This window comes from Amycolatopsis roodepoortensis, assembly GCF_014873915.1.
GTDB classification, from domain to species: domain Bacteria; phylum Actinomycetota; class Actinomycetes; order Mycobacteriales; family Pseudonocardiaceae; genus Amycolatopsis; species Amycolatopsis roodepoortensis.
Window position 1 is genome coordinate 683068 of sequence record NZ_JADBEJ010000004.1, and the last position, 21571, is coordinate 704638.

The window sequence follows — 21571 nt, forward strand, 5'->3', positions numbered from 1 at the left end:
GGGGAATCAACTGTGGGCGGCACGTCGCTCCAACCTTCTCACCAGAATCGAAGCCGGCAGGCTCACCAGCAGGAACAGCACCCCGGCCAGGGTGTACGGCTCGACGACGCGGAACGTGTCGGCGCCGACCTCCTTCGCCCTCGCCAGGACGTCGACGACGCCGATCGCCAGCAGCAGCGGCGTTTCCTTGAACATCGAGATCGTGTAGTTGCCGAGCGCGGGCAGCACCCGCGGCACCGCCTGCGGCAGTACGACCGCGGTCCACACCCGCGACCTCGGGAGGTTCAGCGCGGTCGCGGCCTCCCACTGTCCTTTCGGGACGGCTTCGATCCCGGCACGGTAGACCTCGGCCGCGTAAGTCGCGTAATGCACGCCGAGCGCGATGACGCCGGTGACGAACGGGGACAACGTCAGGCCGCCCACCGGCTGGATCACGTAGTAGAGAACGAACACCTGGATCAGCAGCGGCGTGCTGCGCACGAACTCGATGAACAGCCGAACCGCCTGTGACAGCACGGGTATCCCGGTGCGGTGGATCAACGCGAACACCAGGCCGAGCACGTATCCGACCGCCGAGGCGAGCAGGGTGATCTCGACGGTGACGAGAAGCCCTTCCAGCAGAAGGGGAACCGAATTCGCGGCGGATTCCCAGCTCCAGTCCATCACACACCTCCCGCGGTGGCCGTCATCTTGGCCGGGGCCCGGCCGAGGCGCCGCGCGGCGAGCCGTTCCAGCAGCCGCATCCCGCTCGTGATCAGCAGTGCGAGCACGAGGTAGAGCACGAGTTCGGTGCCGTAGATCCAGCCGATCTCGGCACTGAACACCGGCCGCAGCAGTTCACCTTGGCGAGCCATCTCCGGAACCCCGATGAACGCCAGCAGCGCGGTGCTCTTCAGCAACTGGATGAAGAGATTGTTGAACGGTGGCAGCATTTCCGCGAACGCCTGCGGCAGGATCACCCGCCGCATCCGCTGGGCCGGGCTCAGGTTGAGCGCGACGGCGCCCTCGAACTGCGCGCGCGGGACCGAGTTCACCGCGCCGCGGACGATCTCCGCGCCGTAGGCCCCGTGGTTGAGCCCCAGCACCAGGATCCCGGCGAACATCGGCACCAGTTGGAGGCCGACCAGCACCGGAAGCACGAAATAGAGCCAGAACAACTGGACGACTTCCGAGGTGCCGCGGAAGATCTCGACGTAGACCCGGGAAATCCCGCGCACCGCCCGGGACCGGGACCTCAGCGCCAGCCCGGCGGCCAGCGAAAGCACCACGGTGAGCGCGATCCCGCCGAGCGCCGCGGTGACGGTCGCGGTCAGTCCACTGAGGACGGACGTGATGATGTGCGATACCGACGACGACATGGGTTTCGCCTCGTCACACCGCGCAGAGTGTCTCGGTGGTGACGCCGGGCTTCGGCAGGTTGTCCGCCGAGAACCCGAACGGTGTCACGATCCTGGTCCATTCACCGCTGTCCTGCAGCTTCTTGAGTTCGACGTTGAACGCCTCACGCAACGGGTTGTCGTCCTTGCGGAAGACGAAGGCGCCGGCGGACACGACCGGTTTACCGTCCTTGACCGGGTCGAAGCCGGGCGTGACCTCGGCGGCCGCGCCAGGACTCTTGCTCAGCACGTCCTTGAGGGAGATGTCGGTGAGCGCGGCGCAGTAGACCCGGCCGTCGGTGACCGCGCGGAGCATGTTGTCCTGCGAATCGAGGGTGACGATCTGATCCTCGGCGACGCCGGAGTCGGTGGCGTACCCCTTCTCCACGGCCGCCGAGAGCACGGCGACCTTGACCTTCTTGGCCGCGATGTCCTCGAACTTCAGCACCTGCTGCGGATTTCCCTTGGGGACCAGCAAAGCCGTCAGTGCCGAGTAGTCGGGGATCGAGAAGGCCGCCGCGTCGCACCGTTCCTTCTTGATGTTCATCCCGGCCGCGACGACGTCGTACTTCCTGGCGTTGAGCGCGGGGATCAGCTGGTCGAAGGAGACCGCTTCGGCGTCCACGTTGTCGATGCCCATGGCCTTGAAGACGGCGCGGGCGACCTCGGGCGCCTCACCGGTGACCTTGCCGCTCTGGTCCGTGAAGCCGTACGGCGCCTCGTTCGCGATCCCGATCTTGATCTTCTTGGAGCTTTTCGCCGCCTCCAGCGCGTTCCCGGAACTCGTCGTCGTGCACGCGGACAGCAGCACCGGACCGCCGATCGTCACCGCACCGAGAACCGCGGACCGCCGGAAGAACTCCCGCCTCGACCACTCGCCGTGCACCATCGCGGCACCTCTTTTCGATTAATCGGTTTTAATCGAAACGTAGGTGGGTACCTTGGCGCGGGCAGTGTGAGCGGGTGACGAACCATCCGCTGTTACGGTACCGAGATTTACCGTGACTTTATGTGCTCAGGCCGTGGCGCTCGCGCACCAATCCGACAATTCCGTCCATGATGTCGGTGAGTTCGTAGTCCTTCGGCGTGAACACCTTCGCGATCCCCCGCTCCAGCAGGAGCTTCTCGTCGTCGGGCGGGATGATGCCGCCGACGATGACCGGAATGTCGCCCGCGCCCGCGGCCCGCAGTCCGTCCACGACCTGCGGCACGACCTCGAGATGTGAACCCGAGAGCACCGAAAGCCCGACGACGTGCACGCCCTCCTGAACGGCGGCCGCGACGATCTGCTCCGGCGTGAGCCGGATGCCCTGGTACACCACCTCGAAACCGACGTCGCGCGCCCGCACGGCCACCTGCTCGGCGCCGTTCGAGTGCCCGTCGAGGCCGGGTTTGCCGACCAGGATCCGCAGCCGCTCGCCGATCTCGGTGTTCGTCGCCTTGACCCGGTCACGGACCCGGCGGATCTCCTCGTTGCCCTCGCCCGCGGCCGCCGACGCGGAAACCCCGGTGGGAGCGCGGTATTCCCCGAACACCTCGCGCAGCGCGCCCGACCATTCACCGGTGGTGACCCCGGCGCGGGCGCACTCGATCGTGGCCTCGAACAGGTTCTCCGACGTCTTCGCGATGGCCTTGAGGCTTTCCAGCGCCGACTCGGCGGCCGCGTTGTCGCGGTGCGTCCGCCATTCCTCGATCGCGGTGACGGCCTGCTTCTCGACGGCGGGGTCGATCGTCTCGATCGCCTTGGCACCCTCGGCTTGCAACGGAGAAGGCTCGGTGGTCTCGAACTTGTTGACCCCGACCAGGATCCGCTCGCCGTTCTCCATGCCACGCCGGTATTCGGCGAGCGAGGCGACGAGCTGCGACTTCATGTAGCCGCTCTCGACGGCCGCCACGGCGCCGCCGAGATCCTGCACGCGCGCGATCTCCTCGCGCGCGCCGGCCATGATCTCGTCGACCTTGGCCTGGATGACGTGCGAGCCGTCGAAGATGTCCTCGTACTCCAGCAGGTCGGTCTCGAACGCGAGCACCTGCTGCATCCGCAGCGCCCACTGCTGATCCCACGGCCGGGGCAGGCCGAGCGCCTCGTTCCACGCGGGCAGCTGGATCGCGCGGGCCCTGGCGCCGCGGGAAAGCGAGACCGCGAGCATCTCCAGCACGATGCGCTGGACGTTGTTCTCGGGCTGTGCCTCGGTCAGGCCCAGCGAGTTGACCTGGACGCCGTAACGCAGCCGCCGCGCCTTGGGATCCGTTACGCCGTAACGATCCCGGGTGATCTCGTCCCAGAGCGCGGTGAACGCGCGCATCTTCGACATCTCTTCGACGAACCGCACCCCGGCGTTGACGAAGAACGAGATCCGCGCGACGACCTTGGCCATGTCGGCCTGCTCGACCTGGCCGGAATCGCGGACCGCGTCGAGGACGGCGATGGCGGTGCACAACGCGTACGCGACCTCTTGCGTCGGCGTCGCGCCGGCTTCCTGCAGGTGATAACTGCAAATGTTGATCGGGTTCCACTTCGGCACGTGGTGCACGGTCCACGCGATCATGTCGGTGATCAGGCGGAGACTCGGGCCCGGCGGGAAGATGTAGGTGCCGCGGGAGAGGTATTCCTTGATGATGTCGTTCTGCGTGGTGCCGGTGAGCTTCGCCAGCACCTCGTCCACGTCCCGGCCCTCGGCTTCGGCCTGTTCACGCGCCACGGAGACGTAGAGCGCCAGCAGCCACATGGCAGGCGCGTTGATCGTCATCGACGTGTTGGCCTCGGCGAGCGGGATGCCGTCGAAGAGGCGCCGCATGTCGCCGATATGCGAAACCGGGACGCCGACCTTGCCGACCTCGCCCTTGGACAGCTGGTGGTCCGGGTCGTAGCCGGTCTGCGTCGGCAGGTCGAAGGCGACTGAGAGGCCGGTCTGCCCCTTCGCGAGGTTGCGGCGGTACAGCTCGTTGGACGCGGCCGCGGACGAGTGGCCCGCGTAGGTCCGCATCACCCAGGGGCGGTCCCGTTCACGGTCCGTGGGATAGGGCACGGTGCACCTCCGAGTCGGGCACAGCTGGACGACCGCCTGAGTGTACCGGCCGGTAACATCGGCCGCCGAGTTGAATCGGACACAGCCGGGTCATTCTCCGGCCATCGATCCCTGGCGCTGTCGTGCCTCGTCGACGGCCTTCGCGAGCTTCTCGCGCACTTTGGCCACATCGCTGACCCCCACCAGGATGATCGGCGGCTCGCGGTCCTTCCCGGTACCCGCGCCGAAGTTCGCCGACGCCCACGCCAGCACGCCGAGCCTGCCGAAGGTGATCGTCCCGGTCTTGCCCGGCCCGGGGGTGACGACGGGGTCGGCAAGCCCGGCCAGCGCCGCGGACTCCTCCTTGCGCCGGACGAGCGAACTGGTCGCGATGACCCGGCCGTCGGTCACGGCGTACGTGGTCGAGGCGAGCCTGAGATAGCGGATCAGCGGCCTGCCGGCGAGATGGAAGACGCCCGCGGCGGTGAGCACGACCCACGCGGCCATATGGAACGCCGTGTCGTGGTTGGCGGCGAAGAACAGCGTGACGCCACCGAGCCAGAGCAGGCCGACGGGGACGTTGAACCGGTCGCCGGGATTGAAGAGGGGCCTGCGCACCGGCTGCCCGGCCCAGATGACCCGTTCGCCTGGACGGAGGTCGATCTGCCCCTCATGCATGCCACGGCACACTACCCGTCCGGGGGATGGGCGAGGAGTGTCCGTTCGTCGGTGAAATTCCGGGCCGAACGGACCTATCCGGCTGGCCGTGGGTGGCGATTCGGGGTCCGTGAAACCTCCTTGCCCACCGCTCTCGTCACAGGTTCACCAGCGACCACAACAGGCACAGCGGCCGCGCGTGAAGGACCCCTTTCCCCGGCTCAGCCGAAGAAACTCGACCTTCACACCTTCCCGAAGTACATGAAGGCCCCCTTCCTTGCGTCTAGCGCAAGGAAGGGGGCCTTCATGTACCTCAGGCGCGGGCATTGCGCGGGTGGGCCGCGACTGTGACCGAAATCCGCGAGACTCACCCCTGCCCGGCGTCTAGCGTGGGTGACCGTGACGTGGAGTTCGTACAGCAGCTATCTGGTCATCGTCGTCCTGATCGTCCTCGCGCCGGGGCCGGACACGATGGTGATGCTCAAGAACTCGCTGTCCGGCGGCACCCGCGGCGGCTTCCTCACCACGGCCGGGATCTTCGTGGCCAACGCCGTCCAGGGCACCGCCGCAGCGCTCGGCCTCGGCGTCGTCATCGCGCAGTCGCAGCCGGTGTTCGTGACGCTCAAATGGGTCGGCGCCGCGTACCTGGTCTTCCTCGGTTTCCAGGCGCTGCGCGGTGCGTGGCGAGGCGACTACTCCGGTGTCACCACGGCGAAGCAGCAACGGTCGAGCGGGTTCCGCCGCTTCCGTGAGGGCTTCCTCTCCAACATCACCAACCCGAAGGTGCTCGTGCTGTACCTGTCGGTGCTGCCGCAATTCCTCGACCCGGCGACGACGTCGGCATGGCACGCGCTGCTGCTCGCGTACACCGTCGCGGTGCTGGGCGCGGTCTGGCTGCTGACGCTGCTGTTCTTCGTGCACCGCGTGCGGGCCTGGCTGGAACGACGCAAGGTCCGGCGTGCGCTCGACGGCGTCACCGGTACGGCGCTGGTCGGTTTCGGCGCGGCATTGGTGCTCGAATCATGACCTGGGGTGTGTACGGCGGTTTCGCGCTGATGATGCTGGCACTGGCGCTCGTCCCGGGGCCGGACAACATGGTGGTGCTGAAGAACGCGCTGTCCGGCGGTGTCCGCGGCGGCGGTTGGGCCTGTTTCGGCATCGGCGTCGCGAACCTCGCGCAGGCGACCGCGGCGGCGCTCGGCCTCGGCGCGGTCATCATGAATTCGCGGCCGGTGTTCGAGGCCGTGAAATGGGCGGGCGCGGCCTACCTCTGCTATCTCGGCGTGCGGGCCCTGATCGGCGCCTTCCGCGGCGACTACGGCCGTCTCGCCGAAACCGCCGCCACGCGGAGCGGATTCCGCCGCTGGCGGGAGGGTTTCCTCTCCAACTTCACCAATCCGAAGGTCCTCGTGCTGTACCTGTCGGTGCTGCCGCAGTTCCTGACCCCGGGCGTCACCGGCACCGGCGACGCGCTGCTGCTGGCCTACACGATCGCGGCGGCGGGCACCGTCGCCCAGCTTCTGCTGCTGTTCTTCGTGCATCGCGTGCGGGCCTGGCTGGAACGCCGCAAAGTGCGCCGTGCGCTCGACGGCGTCACCGGGACCGCACTGGTCGGCTTCGGCGCCGCTCTCGTATTCGAGTAACCCCTTCGGTCGTTCACGCGATACTCCAGATGTCGCAATGGCGCGACCTAGGGAGGCTTCGATGAACAAGAAGACCTACGGCGTTATCGCCGGAGCCGCCTTCTCCCTCCTTCTCCTCGGCGCGGGCCCGGCCGACGCCGGCGAGCGCGGCAACGGCGGCGCTCCTCCCGGCCACGCCAAGGACACCACCAAACCGCAGCCGCCGTCCAAAGCGGACTTCTCCGGGCACGGTGCCAACAAGCACGGGCCCTACGACTCCACCCGCGACGGTTCGCCGTCGGCAAACGGCAACGGCGGCGGTGAGGCCGCCGGTAAACCCTGCGCCGGTTGCGTCGGCAAGGCCGACAACAAGAACCCGCCCGGACAGCTGCCCGGAGGCTCGGACGCCAACGCGGGTTACGAATGCGACCGCAACCACGGCGTCGGACGCGGCAACCCCGCGCACACCGCCTGCGTGCCGGACCGGACACCGCCCGCCACGACCCCACCGGCCGCGAACCCGCCGGCCGAGACTCCCCCGCCCGGGGGATCGCACGGCGAGGTCGTCCGTCCCGTGGTCGTGCCGGCGGCGGTCCAGGCCGCGGCCGTCGCGCCTCGCGCCGACAGCGCGGACAACGCCGCCGCGAGCCCGGCTTCGCTGGCCAAGACCGGTTTCGAGCTCGAACCCGTGCTGCTGACCGGCCTGGGTTCGCTGGCCGCGGGCGCCATGCTGTACGCCGGGACCCGGCGGCGCAGGGACGCGTGACTACTTTCGGCGGATGACTTTCGGGCGCCCACCACGTTGAATTCCGTCCCCAGAAGCACAAGACGAGGAGGCCGTTCGTGAGGTTCACCCCCGCCGCCGCCGTCGCGGCGCTGGCCGCCGCCCTGCTGCTGGGCGGCGCCACCGCCGCGCCGGCGATCAACTCCTACAACGCCACCCCGGCACCGGAGCGCACCGAGGTCGGCGCCCTGGTCGCGACCTGGGACAACGACGGCGACCCCGCCACACCCGACCGGGTCGACTGGGTGTGCTCCGGCACGATGGTGGATACCGACACCTTCCTCACCGCCGCGCACTGCACCAGCGATTGGCCCGCGAACGTGCGGTTCTTCGTCTCGCTCGACCAGGACGTGCAAGCGGGTCTCGACGCCGCGGCGAAGAAGTACCCCGGCGACCCGGTGGCGGTCGCCAAGGCTGTCGCCGTGGAAGGGGTCGCGCACAACGAGCCCGGCTACCCCGGCAACTCGGCCGACTCGCACGACATCGCCGTCGTCCAGGTGCCCGCGAAGCAGATCGCCGCGCGCTGGAGCTTCACCCCGGCCACGTTGCCGAGCGCCGGCCAGCTCGACGCGCTCGGGCCGCAGGGGCTGAACTCGACGCCGTTCGTTGTCGCCGGTTACGGCACGCAGGAAGCCGTGAACGGGCCAGGCGGGCACACCCATCCGGGCGGTGGAGTCCGGATGAAGGCGCCGGTCACCTTCAACGCGCTGAACAACACGTGGGTGCGTCTCGGGATGACGGCGCCTCAGGGCAACGGCGGCGCCTGCTACGGCGACTCCGGCGGGCCGAACTTCGCCACCATCAGCGGCAAGCGCGTCCTGGTGTCGACGACCATCACCGGCGACGGGCCCTGCTACGCCACCAACGTCACCTACCGGCTGGACTCGCCGACGTCGCGTGACTTCCTCGCGCCGTTCGTCGCCCTGCCCTGATCGCGCGTGAAGGCCCCCTTCCCTCGGCTGAGCCGAGGGAAGGGGGCCTTCACGCGCGTTCGATCAAGCCCGGTCGGGTTCGCCCGCGACACGCTCGATGCGGGCACCGAGCCGGTTCAGGTTCTCGACGAAGTGCGGGTAGCCGCGGTCGATGTGGAAGACGTCCCAGACCTCGGTGACGCCGTCCGCGCAGAGCCCGGCCAGGACCAGCCCGGCACCGGCGCGGATGTCCGCGGCCCACACCGGAGCGCTCGAAAGCTTCTCCACGCCCCGCACGACGGCGTGGTGGCCGTCGGTGCGCGCGTCGCCGGAAAGCCGCATCATCTCCTCGATGAAGCGGAACCGGGCCTCGTAGATGTTCTCCGTGATCATCGACGTGCCTTCGGAGACCGCCGACAGCGCGACCGCGAACGGTTGCAGGTCGGTGGCGAAACCGGGGTACGGCAGCGTCACCCAGTCGACGGCCTTCGGGCGCTCGTTCTGGACGATGCGGAAACCCTCGCCGTCGAACGTCTCGACCTCGGCGCCCGCCAGGCGGAGCTTGTCGAGGACCAGGTCGAGGTAATGCGGGTTGACGCCGCGGACGGTCAGGTCGCCCCGGGTCATCGCGGCGGCGAACGCCCAGGTCGCGCCGACGATCCGGTCTCCGATCACGCGGTGCTCGGTCGGGTGGAGCTTCTCGACGCCCTCGACGGTGAGGGTCGAGGTGCCCGCGCCTTCGACCTTCGCGCCCATCTCGGTCAGCATCGTGCAGATGTCGACGATCTCGGGCTCGCGCGCGGCGTTGTCGATGACCGTGGTGCCCTCGGCGAGCACGGCGGCCATCAGGATGTTCTCGGTGGCGCCGACGCTGGGGAAGTCCAGCCAGATCTGCGCGCCGCGCAGCCCGTCGGCCTTCGCCACGACGCAGCCGTGCTCGATGGTGCTGGTGGCGCCCAGCTTGCGCAGGCCGTTCTGGTGCATGTCCAGCGGACGGGACCCGATCGCGTCCCCGCCCGGCAGGGCCACGACGGCCTGCTTGAGCCGTCCGACCAGCGGTCCCAGCACGCACACCGACGCGCGCAGCTTGCCCATCGCGGCCGAATCGGCCCGGTGCGACAGCTCGGCCGGAGTGGTGATCTTGGCGGTGTCGCCGTCGATGACGACGTCGCAGCCGACACTGCGCAGGACGTCGCCCATCAGGGGGACGTCGAGGATCTGGGGGCAGTTCGTGATGGTCGTCGTACCCTCGGCCAGCAGGGCCGCGGCCATCAGTTTCAGGACGCTGTTCTTGGCCCCGACCACGTCGACCTCGCCGACCAGCCGTGCTCCGCCGTGCACGTCGAAGTGCTCGCTCATGGGCGCCAATCATGCCCTCTCGCCCGGATTTGCCTTACGCCGGGCCGGTAGAGTCGGCTTCATGGTCGTTCGCATCAACCGCGTGTACACGAAGGTCGGCGACAACGGCACCACGGCGCTCGGCGACGGCTCCCGCGTGCCGAAGACCTCGCCGCGGCTGGGCGCGTACGCCGACGTCGACGAAGCCAATTCCGTCATCGGGCTCGCGCTCGCGATGGGCGGTCTGCCCGAGGAGATCACGCGGGTGCTGCGTGCGGTGCAGAACGATCTCTTCGACGTCGGCGCGGATCTGTGCGCGCCGATCGTGGAGAACCCGCCGTACGAACCGCTACGGATCACCGAGCGGTACATCGAACGGCTGGAAGGCTGGTGCGACGAGTTCAACGAGCGCGTGCCGAAGCTGACGTCGTTCATCCTCCCGGGTGACACCCCGGGTGCGGCTTTCCTGCACCAGGCCCGCACGGTCGCGCGGCGGGCGGAGCGGTCCGGCTGGGCGCTTTTCGAGGCCGAGCAGGCCACGACGAACCAGCTGGCGATCAAGTACCTGAACCGGCTCTCGGATCTGCTGTTCATCCTGTCGCGGCTGGCGAATCCGGACGGCGACATCCTGTGGCAGCCCGGCGGGGCGGACTGAAGGGCGCTTTCCCCGCATCGGATGCGGCGAAAGCGCCCTCAGCTCACAATCGGCCCTGCTCCTGTGCCGCCCAATAGCGCTCGAGGTCGACTTCGGGCGTGCCGTCCTTGCCCGGGTCGATCGCCTTCATCGTGATCGTGTCCTCCAGGGACACGGGTTCGGGAAGGTGGCTCCAGCGGTTCGTGTCCTCGCTCTGAGTCATAGACCGAGAATAGACGTGCATCACGTCGGAAGGCCGGTAGAAATGCCGCTTCGTGATGATCCCATGTTTCCGCCGGCGCATTCAGAGGACTAAACGCGCCAGGAAGCCCGGAGCGAAGCGAGCGCGTCGTGGAAGCCGGGGAACGTCTTCTTCACGCAACCCGGGTCGTCCAGCGTGATCCCCGGTGTCCGCAGTCCCGTGACACTGAACGCCATCGCGATCCGGTGATCCCGACGGCACTTCACCAAGGCCCCCGCCGGCACGCCCGGCTGGATCTCGATCCAATCCCGCCCGGTCTCGACCGAGACGCCCATCGCGCGCAGGTTCTCCTCGCACGCCGCGAGCCGGTCGCACTCCTTGATCCGCGTGTTGTAGACGTCCTCGATCCGCACCGGCCCGTCCGCGAACGGCGCGATGGCCGCGAGCGTCGGCACGGTGTCGGAGATGTCGCGCATGTTCACCGTGACGCCGCGCAGCCCGCCCGTCCCGGTCACGGTCACGGCGTCCGGGCCCACCTGGACGTCCGCGCCCATCTGCCCCAGGACCTCGACGAAGGCCAGATCCCCTTGCAGAGCGCCCTCGCCGAGCCCCGGCACGGTCACCGAGTTGCCGGTCAGCGCGGCGGCCGCGAAGAAGTAGCTGGACGTGGAGGCGTCGGGCTCGATCTCGTAGCGGCAGGCCCGGTACGGCGTCGGCGGCACGACGAACGTGTCACCCTCCCGTACGACCTCGACGCCGAAGCGCCGCATCATCGCGATGGTGATCTCGACGTAGGGCACCGAAACGAGATCGGTCACGGTGATCCGCAGTCCCTCGGCCGTCAGCGGCCCGACCAGCAGCAACGCGGTCAGGAACTGCGAGGACAGCCCCGCGTCCAGCGTCAGCTCCCCGCCCTTGATCCCGTCGGCCCGCACCACCAGCGGATGGTGGCCCGGCGAGCCTTCGAAGGTCAGGTCGACACCCAGCTCCTGCAACGCGTCGGTCAGCGGCCCGAGCGGCCGGGCGCGCATCTGCTCGGAGGCGTCGAAGCGGAAGGTGCCGTGCCCGGCGGCGGCCAGCGCGGGCAGGAAGCGGGCGGTGGTGGCGCCGTCGCGGCAGAAGACGTCGGCGCTGTCGACGGCCGGGCCCTCGGGCCTGCCCTCGATCGTCCATTCCGGCTCGGAGCGGGAAACCTGATAGCCGAGCTTGACGAGGCCTTCGGCGAAGCCCTCGGAGTCGTCCGAACGCAGCGGCCTGCCCAGTACGGTCGTCCCGTGGGCGGCGGCCGCGAGGAACAGGCCTCGGGCGGTGATCGACTTCGAACCGGGGATGTCGACGATGGTCACGGCGTGAGCATACGGCGTGCTCGAACGCGGAACTCGCGTGATCAGAGGCGCAACTCGCGTGATTGAAGGCGTAACTCAGGAAGCGCGCGGGAGGCGTCGGCCCGGCGGGGCCGATTCGAGCCAGGAGAGGAAGCCGGTGAGGGCGCCGGGGCCCATCGCGATCTCGATCGCCTCCTGCGTGGCGGACTCACACCGCAGGACGATCGAACCTTCGGGGACGGCGTACGCCTCCGTGCCGGAGGGATCGCGCCGGTCCGCGATTTCCATGCTTTCGCGCTCGAAGACGCGATCCGGGCCCGTCCGCAGGCTCCACACGCGGAACCAGACGAACTGCTCGCCCTCGTAGCGGCCCAGCCCCAGATGCCAGCTGGACCGCGCCTCGTCCGGACGCCACCGCAGGGCGACACTCACGCCACCACCGCGGCGCATCCGGACCCACCGCAACGAATACCAGGCCACGACGACGGCCAGGACGGTCAGGGCCCCGAGAACACCCACGGCGATTTCCACGGCCCGGCCCCTGTCCTTCGCCCGGTCAGACTGACTGACCGGCCGCGCGGAGCTGGGCGGTCGCCCTAGCCCGCTCTTGCTCGTCTTCGCCGCTCAGCGCCTTCTTGGCCGCGTCGACGTCGATCTCGTCCGAAAGCTCCGCGCTCTCGGCGAGGATGCTCACGCCGGTCGCGGTGACCGACAGGAACCCGCCGTGCACCGCGGCGGTCACGGTCTCGCCGTCCGTGGTCGTCACCTTCACGACGCCACCCTCGACGAGCTGGCCGAGAACCGGCTCGTGACCGGCCATGATGCCGATCTCGCCCTCGGTGGTCTGCGCCACCACGAACGTGGCGGTACCCGACCAGAGACGGCGCTCGACGGCTACCAGCTCGACAGAAATCTCAGCCACGTAGCTTCCCTTCACCTCAGGTGCTGCCACCGAGTGTAATAGTCAAGGTTCCTTGTATGCGAACGACGGGACCAGCGTCCACAGTAGACACTGATCCCGCCGCTCATCGGAACATCACTTCTTGGTGATTTCCTTGTACTTCTTCTCGAGGTCTTCGAGGCCACCGATACCCAGGAACGCCTGCTCCGGGTAGTGGTCGAAGTCGCCCTTGGTGATGCGGTCGAAGGACTCGATGGTCTCCGACAGCGGCACGGTCGAGCCCGGCTGACCGGTGAAGGCCTCGGCGACCAGCATGTTCTGCGACAGGAACCGCTCGATGCGGCGCGCGCGCTGAACGGTCAGCTTGTCCTCTTCCGACAGCTCGTCCATACCGAGGATCGCGATGATGTCCTGCAGCTCCTTGTACTTCTGCAGGATCCGGATGACCTCGGAGGCCACGCGGTAGTGGTCCTCACCGACGATGGCCGGGTCGAGAATGGTCGACGTCGACGCCAGCGGGTCCACCGCCGGGAAGATGCCCTTCTGGAACACGCCACGGGAAAGCTCCGTGGTGGCGTCCAGGTGGGCGAACGTCGTCGCCGGGGCCGGGTCGGTGTAGTCGTCCGCGGGGACGTAGATCGCCTGCATCGAGGTGATCGAACGACCACGGGTCGAGGTGATCCGCTCCTGGAGCTGACCCATCTCGTCCGCCAGCGTCGGCTGGTAACCCACGGCCGAAGGCATGCGGCCCAGCAGGGTCGACACCTCGGAACCGGCCTGGGTGAACCGGAAGATGTTGTCGATGAAGAGCAGCACGTCCTGGTTCTGCACATCGCGGAAGTACTCCGCCATGGTCAGCGCGGACAGCGCGACCCGCATACGGGTGCCCGGCGGCTCGTCCATCTGGCCGAAGACGAGGGCGGTGTCGTTGATGACGCCGTCCTCGGACATCTCCAGGAAGAGGTCGTTGCCCTCACGGGTGCGCTCGCCGACACCGGCGAACACCGAGGTACCACCGAAGTTCCGGGCGACACGGGTGATCATCTCCTTGATGAGCACCGTCTTGCCGACGCCGGCACCGCCGAACAGGCCGATCTTGCCACCCTGCACGTACGGGGTCAGCAGGTCGACGACCTTGAGGCCGGTCTCCAGCATCTCCGTCTTGCCTTCGAGCTGGTCGAAGGAGGGCGGGTTGCGGTGGATGCCCCAGCGCTCGAGGTCCTCGCCGTAGCCGGGCTCGTCGAGGCACTCGCCGAGCGCGTTGTAGACGTGGCCCTTGACCTTGTCGCCGACCGGCACCGTGATGGGGCCGCCGGTGTCGGTGACCTCGGCGCCACGGACGAGGCCGTCCTGCGGCTGGAGCGAAATGGTGCGGACGAGGTTGTCACCGAGGTGGCTGGCGACCTCGAGCGTCACCGTCTTGCGGAGCTGCTCGAACTCGATTTCGACCTTGAGCGCGTTGAACTGGTCGGGAACGGAACCGCGCGGGAATTCGACGTCGACGACCGGGCCGGTCACCGAGACGATGCGCCCCTTGGCACGGGCTTCAGTACTGGTCATCAGTCATCACTTCCTGCTGCGGTGAGAGCGTTCGCCCCACCGACGATTTCGGAGATCTCCTGGGTGATCTGCGCCTGGCGGGCCTGGTTCGCCTCCCGCGTCAGCGTGTTCACCAGTTCGTTCGCGTTGTCCGACGCCGCCTTCATCGCGGTGCGGCGGGCCGCGAGTTCGGACGCCGCCGACTCGAGCATCGCCGCGAAGAGCCGCGTGTTGATGTACTTCGGCAGCAACGCGGCGAGCAGCTTGTCGGCGCTGGGCTCGAACTCGTAGCTCGGGAGCAGGCTTTCGGGCTTCTCCTCTTCGCCCTCGGTGTACTCGACCTCGAGCGGCGCGACGCGCTTGGCGACCGGACGCTGGGTGAGCATCGAGACGAACTCGGTGTAGACGACGTGGATCTCGTCGACACCCAGGATGCCGTCGGCGTTGCCCGACTCGTCGTCGGCGCCGTTCAGGAACGACTCGACGATGAGCTCACCGGCCTCCGCGGCGTTGACGTAACCGGGCTGGTCGGAGAAGCCCGTCCAGCTTTCGGCCACCTCGCGCCCGCGGAACCGGTAGAAGCTCAGGCCCTTGTTGCCGGTCACGTACAGCACCGGCTCCTTGCCCTGCTCACGCAGCAGCGTGAGGAGCTCCTCGGTCGCCTTCAGCACGTTGGAGTTGTACCCACCGCACTGACCCTTGTCGCTGGTGATCACGAGGACCGCCGCGCGCTTCGGGTTCGGACGCTCGACCAGCAACGGGTGGTCGAGGTTCGCCGAGGCTCCGGCCAGGGCCGAGAGCACGTTCGTGATCTCGTCCGAGTACGGCCGGGAAGCCGCGACCTTCGCCCGCGCCTTGGTGATGCGTGCGGTGGCGATGAGCTCCATCGCCTTGGTGATCTTGCCGATGGACTTGGTCGCCTTGATACGCGACCGGAGTTCTCGGAGTTGTGCGGCCATGAGCTATCAGCTCACTTCTTCGGGGCGGGCTTGTTGACCTTGACGGTCTCCTGCCCGACCTTCTCGGCGTCCATCGCGTCGGAGACCTCGACCAGGCTCTTGCCCTCGGAGGTGGTGAACTCCTTCTTGAACTCGTTCACCGCGTCGACCAGCCCGGAAGCGGTCTCCTTGGAGAACTTGCCCGACTCGCGGATGTCCTTGAGGAGCTCTCCGTGCTTGCGGCGCGCGGAGTCGACGAACTCGTCGCGGAAGCGGCGCACGTCCTCGGTCGGAACGGTGTCGAAGTGACCGTTCGTGCCGAGGTACACCGTGACGACCTGCTCCTCGACCGGGATCGGCGAGTACTGCGGCTGCTTGAGCACCTCGTACAGGCGGGCACCACGCTCGAGCTGCGCCTTCGACGCGTCGTCGAGGTCCGAGGCGAAGGCCGCGAAGGCCTCCAGCTCGCGGTACTGCGACAGGTCGATACGGAGCGAACCCGAAACGTCCTTCATCGCCTTGACCTGCGCGGCACCACCCACGCGGGAGACCGAGATACCCACGTCGATGGCCGGGCGCTGACCGGCGTTGAACAGGTCCGACTGGAAGAAGCACTGACCGTCGGTGATCGAGATGACGTTGGTCGGGATGTACGCCGACACGTCGTTCGCCTTGGTCTCGATGATCGGGAGACCGGTCAGCGAGCCCGCGCCCAGCTCGTCCGAGAGCTTCGCGCAACGCTCGAGGAGACGGGAGTGCAAGTAGAAGACGTCGCCGGGGAAGGCTTCACGGCCCGGCGGGCGACGCAGCAGCAGCGAGATCGCGCGGTAGGCGTCGGCCTGCTTGGTCAGGTCGTCGAACACGATGAGGACGTGCTTGCCCTCGTACATCCAGTGCTGGCCGATGGCCGAACCGGTGTACGGCGCGATCCACTTGAAGCCGGCGGAGTCCGACGCGGGGGCCGCGACGATGGTGGTGTACTCCATCGCGCCGGCGTCCTCGAGGGACTTCTTGACCGCGGCGATCGTGGAGCCCTTCTGGCCGACCGCGACGTAGATGCAGCGAACCTGCTTCTTCGGGTCGCCGGTCTCCCAGTTGGCCTTCTGGTTGATGATCGTGTCCACCGCGACGGCCGTCTTACCGGTCTTGCGGTCACCGATGATCAGCTGACGCTGGCCACGGCCGATCGGGGTCATCGCGTCGATGGCGGTGATACCGGTCTGCAGCGGCTCCGACACCGGCTGGCGCTCGACCACCGAAGCGGCCTTGACCTCCAGCGGGCGGCGGTCGGTGGTCTCGATCTCGCCGAGGCCGTCGATCGGGGCGCCCAGCGGGTTCACGACCCGGCCGAGGTAGCCCTCGCCGACCGGAACCGAGAGGACCTGACCGGTCCGCTTGACTTCCTGGCCTTCGACGACGGTCTCGAAGTCACCGAGGATCGCGGCACCGATGGAGCGCGCGTCCAGGTTCAGCGCCACGCCGAGGACCCCGCCGGGGAACTCGAGCAGCTCGTTGGCCATCGCCGAGGGAAGGCCCTCGATGTGGGCGATACCGTCACCGGCGTCGACGACGACGCCAACCTCTTCCCGGCTCACGTCCGGGGCGTAACTCGAGACGTAGTTCTCGATCGCGCTACGGATCTCATCCGAGGAGATCGTCAGCTCCGCCATTTCGTTCCCGCTCTCGCTTCGTTCGTGCCAGTGTGCAAAGTCGTTGTTGTGGGTCAGCCGGCCAACCGGCGACGCAGGGCGTCGATCCGCCCCGCGGTGCTGCCGTCGATGACCTCGTCGCCGACGCGGACCACGAGTCCGCCGCCGAGTGACGGGTCGACCTCGACGTGCAGCGCGAGCTGCCGCCCGTAAAGGGCGTTGAGCTTCTCGCTCAGCCGAGCCTGCTGTTCGTCGGAAAGCGTGCTCGCGCTGGTCACCCGGGCGACCGAGCGCTCGCGGCGTTCCGCGGCCAGCTGGACCAGCTCTTCGAGCGCGTTGCCGACCCCACGGCCCTTGGCGCGCAGGACGACCTGCTCGACGAGGGTCTTGGTGACCACGTCCACCTTGTCGGCGAACAGGGTGCGGACCAGGGTCCGCTTCGCCTCCGCGGGCGCGGTCAGGTCGGACAGTGCCCGTTCGAGCTCCGGCTCACCCGCGACGATACGACTGACCCGGAACAGCTGGTCTTCGACAGTGTCGATGTTCCCGGACTTCTCCGCACTGGTGAGCAGCGCCGAGCGGCCGAGGGCCTCGAGCCCGTCGGTCAGTTCGCGCGGGCTCGACCAGCGGCTGCCGGCCACGGAGTCGAGCACCTGCAGGGCCGGTTCGGAAACCTTGCCCGCGAGGATCCCGCGGGCGAGGCCGATCCGGGCTTCGGACGAGGCCGAACCGTCGGCGACGGCCCGGCGCAGGCCGATCTCCCGGTCCAGCAGGGCGACGACCGAAAGCAGCTCGTCGCCGACCGTCGCCGGGTCGGTACCCGCTTCGGCCAGAACCTCGCCGAGACGGTTCTCGGCGAGGTCGAGCGCTTCACGGCTCGCAGCATGCAGCGTCATTCTGGTCTACTTCCCCGCTCCGAGACCGGCACCGTTGGTACCGGCGGTCTCCAATTCGGCCAGGAACCGGTCCACGGTGCCGTGGCGGCGCGCGTCGTCCGCGAGCGACTCGCCGACGATGCGGCTGGCCAGCTCGACGGAGTTACGGCCGAGTTCGGCGCGCAGTTCGGCGATGATCTGCGCCTTCTGGGCCTGCAGCTGCGCCTGGCCCTGGGCGACGATGCGCTGGGACTCGGACTCCGCCTCGGCCCGAAGCTCCGCCTTGATCTGCTCGGCTTCGAGCCGGGCGTCGTCGCGGATCTTCGCGGCCTCGGAACGGGCTTCCGCCAGCTGCGCCTTGTACTGCGCAAGGTTTTCTTCGGCTTCGGCCTGTGCCTTTTCGGCCCGCTCGATGCCACCCTCGATCAGCTTGGTCCGCTCCTCGTAGGTCGCCTCGAAACGCGGAACGACGTACTTCTTCAGAACGAACAGCAGCAGAAGGAAGGCGACGAACCCGAGGATGAGCTCGGGAATGTGCGGCATGATCGGGTTGGGCGTTTCGGCCGCCAACACCAATTCGGTCTTCAGCACAACGTCTCCTTAAAGCGAGATGAGTTGAAAGAACTCAGGCGCCGGAGGCGAGGAAGTAGATGACGATACCGATCAGCGCGAGCACCTCGGTCAGCACGAAGGTCGAGAAGGCGATGCCCTGCAGCTTGCCCTGGGCCTCCGGCTGACGGGCGGTGCCGTTGATGACCGCGGCGAAGATCAGACCCACACCGATACCGGGGCCGATCGCGCCGAGGCCGTAGCCGATGGCGGCGAGACCCGGGTTGATGTTGGAAGCGGCCTCGGCAGCCTGCGCAAGAACGATGTTGCTCACGTGCGTTTCCCTTCAAACTCGGTCCGCGCGACTCACGCGGATCGGGGGCTTTTGGTGTTTCTCAGTGCTCCGACGCCAGCGCGGCGCCGATGTACCCTGCGGACAGCAGCGCGAAGATGTACGCCTGCAGGATCTGGATGAAGGCCTCCAGGAACGTCATCGCGATGGCGAAGAGGAACGCCACCGGCGACGCGACCTTCACGATGCCTTCGCCCTCGGTCAGCAGGAAACTCCCGCCGAGCGTGAAGACCATGATGATGAGGTGCCCGGCGAACATCGCCGCGAAGACTCGGATGGCCAGCGTGGCCGGCGCGATGAAGAACTTCTGCGCGAACTCGATGGTGGAGTACAGCGGCAGAACGAATCCGGGAATACCCGCCGGCGCCAGTTCCTTCTTCAGGTAACCCTTGAAGCCGTGGCGTTTGAACCCGACGTAGTGGTACACCGGGTAAACGACGAGGAACGCCAGGGCGACCGGGAAGCCGATTCGCGCCATGGTCGGGAACTGGAAGAACGGGATGATCCCGAAGAGGTTGTTCACCAGCACGAAGCTGAACAGTCCCAGTACCAGCGGGATGAACGGCTTGAAGTCGGCCGAGCCGATCTGCTCACGCGCGATGTTGTTGCGGCCGAAGTTGTAAATCGACTCGGCCATGAACTGTCCCTTACTCGGGACGACCTTCAACCGGCGCGACGTCACCATGAAGTAGGTGACGATGATGATCAGGGAGATGACCACCAGCAACATCGGCTTGGTGAAGCTCAACCAATAGCCGGAGCCGAACAACGGCGGTAGGTTGAAGTCTTTGACGCCAGGCGGCGTGAACTCCGCACCCTCGGCTAGTACCAGCGCGCCCACTGGGCTCCTTCCGGTTCTCCCGGCCGGCGTTCACTCCGCCGGGGGAATCGTCACGATCTGGACTTAACGTACCCGACACGTATCGGGCCGTCGGAGGCGGCCACCCCACGATGTGCTGAACACGGTTTCACGTTCCGCACACGAGGATTCTCGATGCAGTGCTCCCGGGAGACAGACGCCTACCAGCGGGTAATGAGGGACGATTCAACGCCGCCGCCACACTGCTGTTCGGGGTTCGTCATCAGGAGCCGGCAGCCGAGGCCGCCGCCCATACGCGGACCATATCAGCAGGTTCCGACAGGCCGTACAGGCGTACTACATTGCCCCCGATCGGCCGAGGACCTAGGTCCCGCCCCAGGTCAGGACCTCGGTCCCGGGGTCAGCGGGAAGCGGGGATGATCGTCGGGATCTTGGTCTTGCGGAAGGCGGCGAACTCGGCCGCGGCGGACACGAGAATGGCCGCGATCATCGTGATCCCCAGCGACATCGGGTGCAGGTCGGACCATCCGCGCAGCAGGGTCAGCGCCCCGAAAAGCACGAGGATCTTGAGGACGTAACCACCGAGAGCGATCACCATCACGAACATCGGGTCCATGCCCGCGCTGAAGCGCATCATGCCCAGGGTCGCGAGGGACGAGAGGATGGCGAGGACGCCGCCGATCACCGAGCCGTACAGGCCCGGGAGTCCATTGAGGATGGTGAAGAGCACGATGCAGGCCAGCACGACCGGCGGTGTCGCGATCAAGGAAGCCTTCGTCATCGCGTTGGCCGCCTGCAGGACCACCTTGGCGTGAGGGTTCTCCTCCACCTCGACGGTCTTCTCGGTCTCGCTCACAGAAAACTCCCTGGTCGTCTCAGCCCGCCAGTGTAGGCCCGTGCCGTCGCGGGCGGTTCAGGCGGTCCGGTTCCGCGACCGCAGCCGCGGCACGATCGACACCAGGGTCGCCAGCAGGAAACCGAATCCGACGATCCAGAAGACCGCGGCGCTGTCGAACAGCGTGACCGAAACGGCGCCGAACGCGAGCAGGCCCGCCCACAAGTAGATGAGCAGTACCGCGCGACGCTGGGAATGGCCGATCTCCAGCAGGCGGTGGTGCAGGTGCATCTTGTCCGCGGCGAACGGGCTCTCACCGCGGCGGGTGCGGCGGACGACCGCCATGATCAGGTCGAGCAACGGCACGAACAGCACCGCGGCGACCACGACGAGCGGCGAAAGCAGCGCGAGCGCGTCCTTGCCGCTGAACTGCGGGTACGGCACGCGGCCCGACGCGGACGTCGTCGCGCCCGCCAGCATGAGGCCGATCATCATCGAACCCGAGTCGCCCATGAAGATCTTCGCGGGCTGGAAGTTGTACGGCAGGAAGCCGAGACAGGCCCCGGCGAGCGTGGCGGCGATGAGGGCGGGCGGGTACGCGCCGACGTCGCCACCGGAGGAATCGAGCAGGCCGAGGGAGAAGGAGCACGTCGCCGCGGCGGCGATGAAACCGAGACCGCCGGCGAGCCCGTCGAGGCCGTCGACGAAGTTCATCGCGTTGACCATGACGACCACCAGCACGACGGTCAGCAGCGCGCCCTGGTTCTTGTCCAGCACCAGCACCTGGCCGAAGGACTCGCCACCGCCGCCCCACGGCACCCAGAACGACACCCACTGCACACCGAAGATCACCAGGATCCCGGCGCACATGACCTGGCCGGCCAGTTTCGTCCAGGCGTCCAGCTCGAACCGGTCGTCGAGGGCGCCGATCAGGGAGATCACGCCCGCGGCGAGCAGGACGCCCAGCGAGTCGAAGGAGAAGTCGAAACCGCGGCTCAGCGCGGGCAGCTGGTGCGCGAGCCCCATCGCGGCGGCGACACCGAGGAAGATGCCGATCCCGCCCATCCGCGGGATCGGGGTGACGTGGACGTCGCGGGCCCGCGGGTTGGCGATCGCGCCGATCCGGATCGCGACCCGGCGCACGACGCCGGTGAGCAGGAAGGTCACGGCCGCCGCGGTGAGGGCGACGAGGAGGTATTCCCGGATCGGGAGGCCTTGCGTAGGAGGCATGATGCGTTACGCCACCGAGGTCCAAG

General features: G+C 67.9%; 24 protein-coding genes. 5 read left to right on the forward strand and 19 right to left on the reverse strand.

What is annotated here, in order from left to right; translation table 11 throughout:
* Positions 1-6 precede the first annotated feature (6 nt).
* The 5 genes from ehuD to H4W30_RS13900 form a co-directional block, all read right to left on the reverse strand.
* Complete coding sequence (gene ehuD / locus H4W30_RS13880; protein ID WP_192743212.1) at positions 7-663, reverse strand: ectoine/hydroxyectoine ABC transporter permease subunit EhuD; 657 nt, start codon at positions 661-663, stop codon at positions 7-9.
* Positions 663-1358 carry an ectoine/hydroxyectoine ABC transporter permease subunit EhuC gene (gene ehuC, locus H4W30_RS13885; RefSeq protein ID WP_192743213.1) on the reverse strand — a complete coding sequence of 232 codons (696 nt, stop codon included), beginning with the start codon at positions 1356-1358 and terminating at the stop codon, positions 663-665. The genes ehuD and ehuC overlap by 1 nt, the downstream gene beginning before the upstream one ends.
* A gap of 13 nt (positions 1359-1371) precedes the next feature.
* Positions 1372-2265, reverse strand: a complete 894-nt coding sequence (ehuB, locus tag H4W30_RS13890; RefSeq protein ID WP_192743214.1) for an ectoine/hydroxyectoine ABC transporter substrate-binding protein EhuB — start codon at positions 2263-2265, stop codon at positions 1372-1374.
* Between the two features lie 118 nt (positions 2266-2383).
* On the reverse strand, positions 2384-4405 hold the full coding sequence (locus tag H4W30_RS13895; protein ID WP_192743215.1) for a protein meaA: 2022 nt from the start codon (positions 4403-4405) through the stop codon (positions 2384-2386).
* Positions 4406-4495: 90 nt separating this feature from the next.
* Complete coding sequence (locus tag H4W30_RS13900) at positions 4496-5062, reverse strand: YdbT family protein (RefSeq protein WP_192743216.1); 567 nt, start codon at positions 5060-5062, stop codon at positions 4496-4498.
* Between the two features lie 378 nt (positions 5063-5440).
* On the opposite strand from H4W30_RS13900, the gene H4W30_RS13905 reads away from it, so the two are divergent.
* The 4 genes from H4W30_RS13905 to H4W30_RS13920 all read left to right on the forward strand — a co-directional run bounded on the left by H4W30_RS13905 (position 5441) and on the right by H4W30_RS13920 (position 8379).
* Positions 5441-6067 (forward strand): LysE family translocator, encoded by a 627-nt coding sequence (locus tag H4W30_RS13905; RefSeq protein WP_378232848.1) that lies wholly within the window; start codon positions 5441-5443, stop codon positions 6065-6067.
* Entirely contained in the window at positions 6064-6684 is a 621-nt protein-coding gene (locus H4W30_RS13910; RefSeq protein WP_192743218.1) for a LysE family translocator, read from the forward strand. The genes H4W30_RS13905 and H4W30_RS13910 overlap by 4 nt, the downstream gene beginning before the upstream one ends.
* A gap of 61 nt (positions 6685-6745) precedes the next feature.
* The gene (locus H4W30_RS13915) at positions 6746-7429 is read left to right on the forward strand and encodes a hypothetical protein (protein WP_225949322.1); all 684 of its coding nucleotides are present in this window, start codon (positions 6746-6748) and stop codon (positions 7427-7429) included.
* A gap of 77 nt (positions 7430-7506) precedes the next feature.
* Positions 7507-8379, forward strand: coding sequence for a trypsin-like serine protease (locus tag H4W30_RS13920; protein ID WP_192743219.1), 873 nt, complete (start codon positions 7507-7509; stop codon positions 8377-8379).
* 63 nt (positions 8380-8442) lie between these two features.
* On the opposite strand, the gene murA is transcribed toward H4W30_RS13920, so the two are convergent.
* A complete protein-coding gene (gene murA / locus H4W30_RS13925; RefSeq protein ID WP_192743220.1) occupies positions 8443-9717 on the reverse strand; it encodes a UDP-N-acetylglucosamine 1-carboxyvinyltransferase in 1275 nt (424 codons plus the stop codon).
* A 61-nt stretch (positions 9718-9778) separates the two neighbouring features.
* Here murA and H4W30_RS13930 point away from each other — a divergent pair, with 61 nt between their 5' ends.
* Positions 9779-10351: a cob(I)yrinic acid a,c-diamide adenosyltransferase gene (locus H4W30_RS13930; RefSeq protein WP_192743221.1), complete on the forward strand. Its 573-nt coding sequence runs from the start codon at positions 9779-9781 to the stop codon at positions 10349-10351.
* A 43-nt stretch (positions 10352-10394) separates the two neighbouring features.
* Here H4W30_RS13930 and H4W30_RS13935 read toward each other — a convergent pair whose 3' ends face one another.
* The 13 genes from H4W30_RS13935 to H4W30_RS13995 all read right to left on the reverse strand — a co-directional run bounded on the left by H4W30_RS13935 (position 10395) and on the right by H4W30_RS13995 (position 21545).
* The gene (locus tag H4W30_RS13935; protein WP_225949323.1) at positions 10395-10553 is read right to left on the reverse strand and encodes a hypothetical protein; all 159 of its coding nucleotides are present in this window, start codon (positions 10551-10553) and stop codon (positions 10395-10397) included.
* An 89-nt stretch (positions 10554-10642) separates the two neighbouring features.
* The gene (aroA, locus tag H4W30_RS13940; protein ID WP_192743223.1) at positions 10643-11878 is read right to left on the reverse strand and encodes a 3-phosphoshikimate 1-carboxyvinyltransferase; all 1236 of its coding nucleotides are present in this window, start codon (positions 11876-11878) and stop codon (positions 10643-10645) included.
* A gap of 75 nt (positions 11879-11953) precedes the next feature.
* On the reverse strand, positions 11954-12388 hold the full coding sequence (locus H4W30_RS13945) for a DUF2550 domain-containing protein (RefSeq protein ID WP_192743224.1): 435 nt from the start codon (positions 12386-12388) through the stop codon (positions 11954-11956).
* Between the two features lie 25 nt (positions 12389-12413).
* Positions 12414-12779 (reverse strand): F0F1 ATP synthase subunit epsilon, encoded by a 366-nt coding sequence (locus tag H4W30_RS13950; protein WP_044852809.1) that lies wholly within the window; start codon positions 12777-12779, stop codon positions 12414-12416.
* 114 nt (positions 12780-12893) lie between these two features.
* The gene (gene atpD / locus H4W30_RS13955) at positions 12894-14318 is read right to left on the reverse strand and encodes a F0F1 ATP synthase subunit beta (RefSeq protein WP_038508936.1); all 1425 of its coding nucleotides are present in this window, start codon (positions 14316-14318) and stop codon (positions 12894-12896) included.
* On the reverse strand, positions 14318-15256 hold the full coding sequence (locus H4W30_RS13960; RefSeq protein ID WP_034308942.1) for a F0F1 ATP synthase subunit gamma: 939 nt from the start codon (positions 15254-15256) through the stop codon (positions 14318-14320). Before H4W30_RS13960 ends, atpD begins: the two co-directional genes overlap by 1 nt.
* A gap of 11 nt (positions 15257-15267) precedes the next feature.
* Positions 15268-16905: a F0F1 ATP synthase subunit alpha gene (atpA, locus tag H4W30_RS13965; protein ID WP_125673802.1), complete on the reverse strand. Its 1638-nt coding sequence runs from the start codon at positions 16903-16905 to the stop codon at positions 15268-15270.
* Positions 16906-16958: 53 nt separating this feature from the next.
* Positions 16959-17780: a F0F1 ATP synthase subunit delta gene (locus H4W30_RS13970; RefSeq protein WP_192743225.1), complete on the reverse strand. Its 822-nt coding sequence runs from the start codon at positions 17778-17780 to the stop codon at positions 16959-16961.
* A gap of 6 nt (positions 17781-17786) precedes the next feature.
* The gene (locus H4W30_RS13975; RefSeq protein ID WP_192743226.1) at positions 17787-18350 is read right to left on the reverse strand and encodes a F0F1 ATP synthase subunit B; all 564 of its coding nucleotides are present in this window, start codon (positions 18348-18350) and stop codon (positions 17787-17789) included.
* A 34-nt stretch (positions 18351-18384) separates the two neighbouring features.
* Positions 18385-18642, reverse strand: coding sequence for an ATP synthase subunit c family protein (locus H4W30_RS13980; protein ID WP_125785136.1), 258 nt, complete (start codon positions 18640-18642; stop codon positions 18385-18387).
* A 61-nt stretch (positions 18643-18703) separates the two neighbouring features.
* On the reverse strand, positions 18704-19501 hold the full coding sequence (gene atpB, locus H4W30_RS13985) for a F0F1 ATP synthase subunit A (RefSeq protein ID WP_192743227.1): 798 nt from the start codon (positions 19499-19501) through the stop codon (positions 18704-18706).
* 379 nt (positions 19502-19880) lie between these two features.
* Positions 19881-20336, reverse strand: a complete 456-nt coding sequence (locus tag H4W30_RS13990; RefSeq protein ID WP_126732649.1) for a hypothetical protein — start codon at positions 20334-20336, stop codon at positions 19881-19883.
* Positions 20337-20393: 57 nt separating this feature from the next.
* Positions 20394-21545 (reverse strand): glycosyltransferase family 4 protein, encoded by a 1152-nt coding sequence (locus H4W30_RS13995; RefSeq protein ID WP_192743228.1) that lies wholly within the window; start codon positions 21543-21545, stop codon positions 20394-20396.
* Positions 21546-21571: the final 26 nt, after the last annotated feature.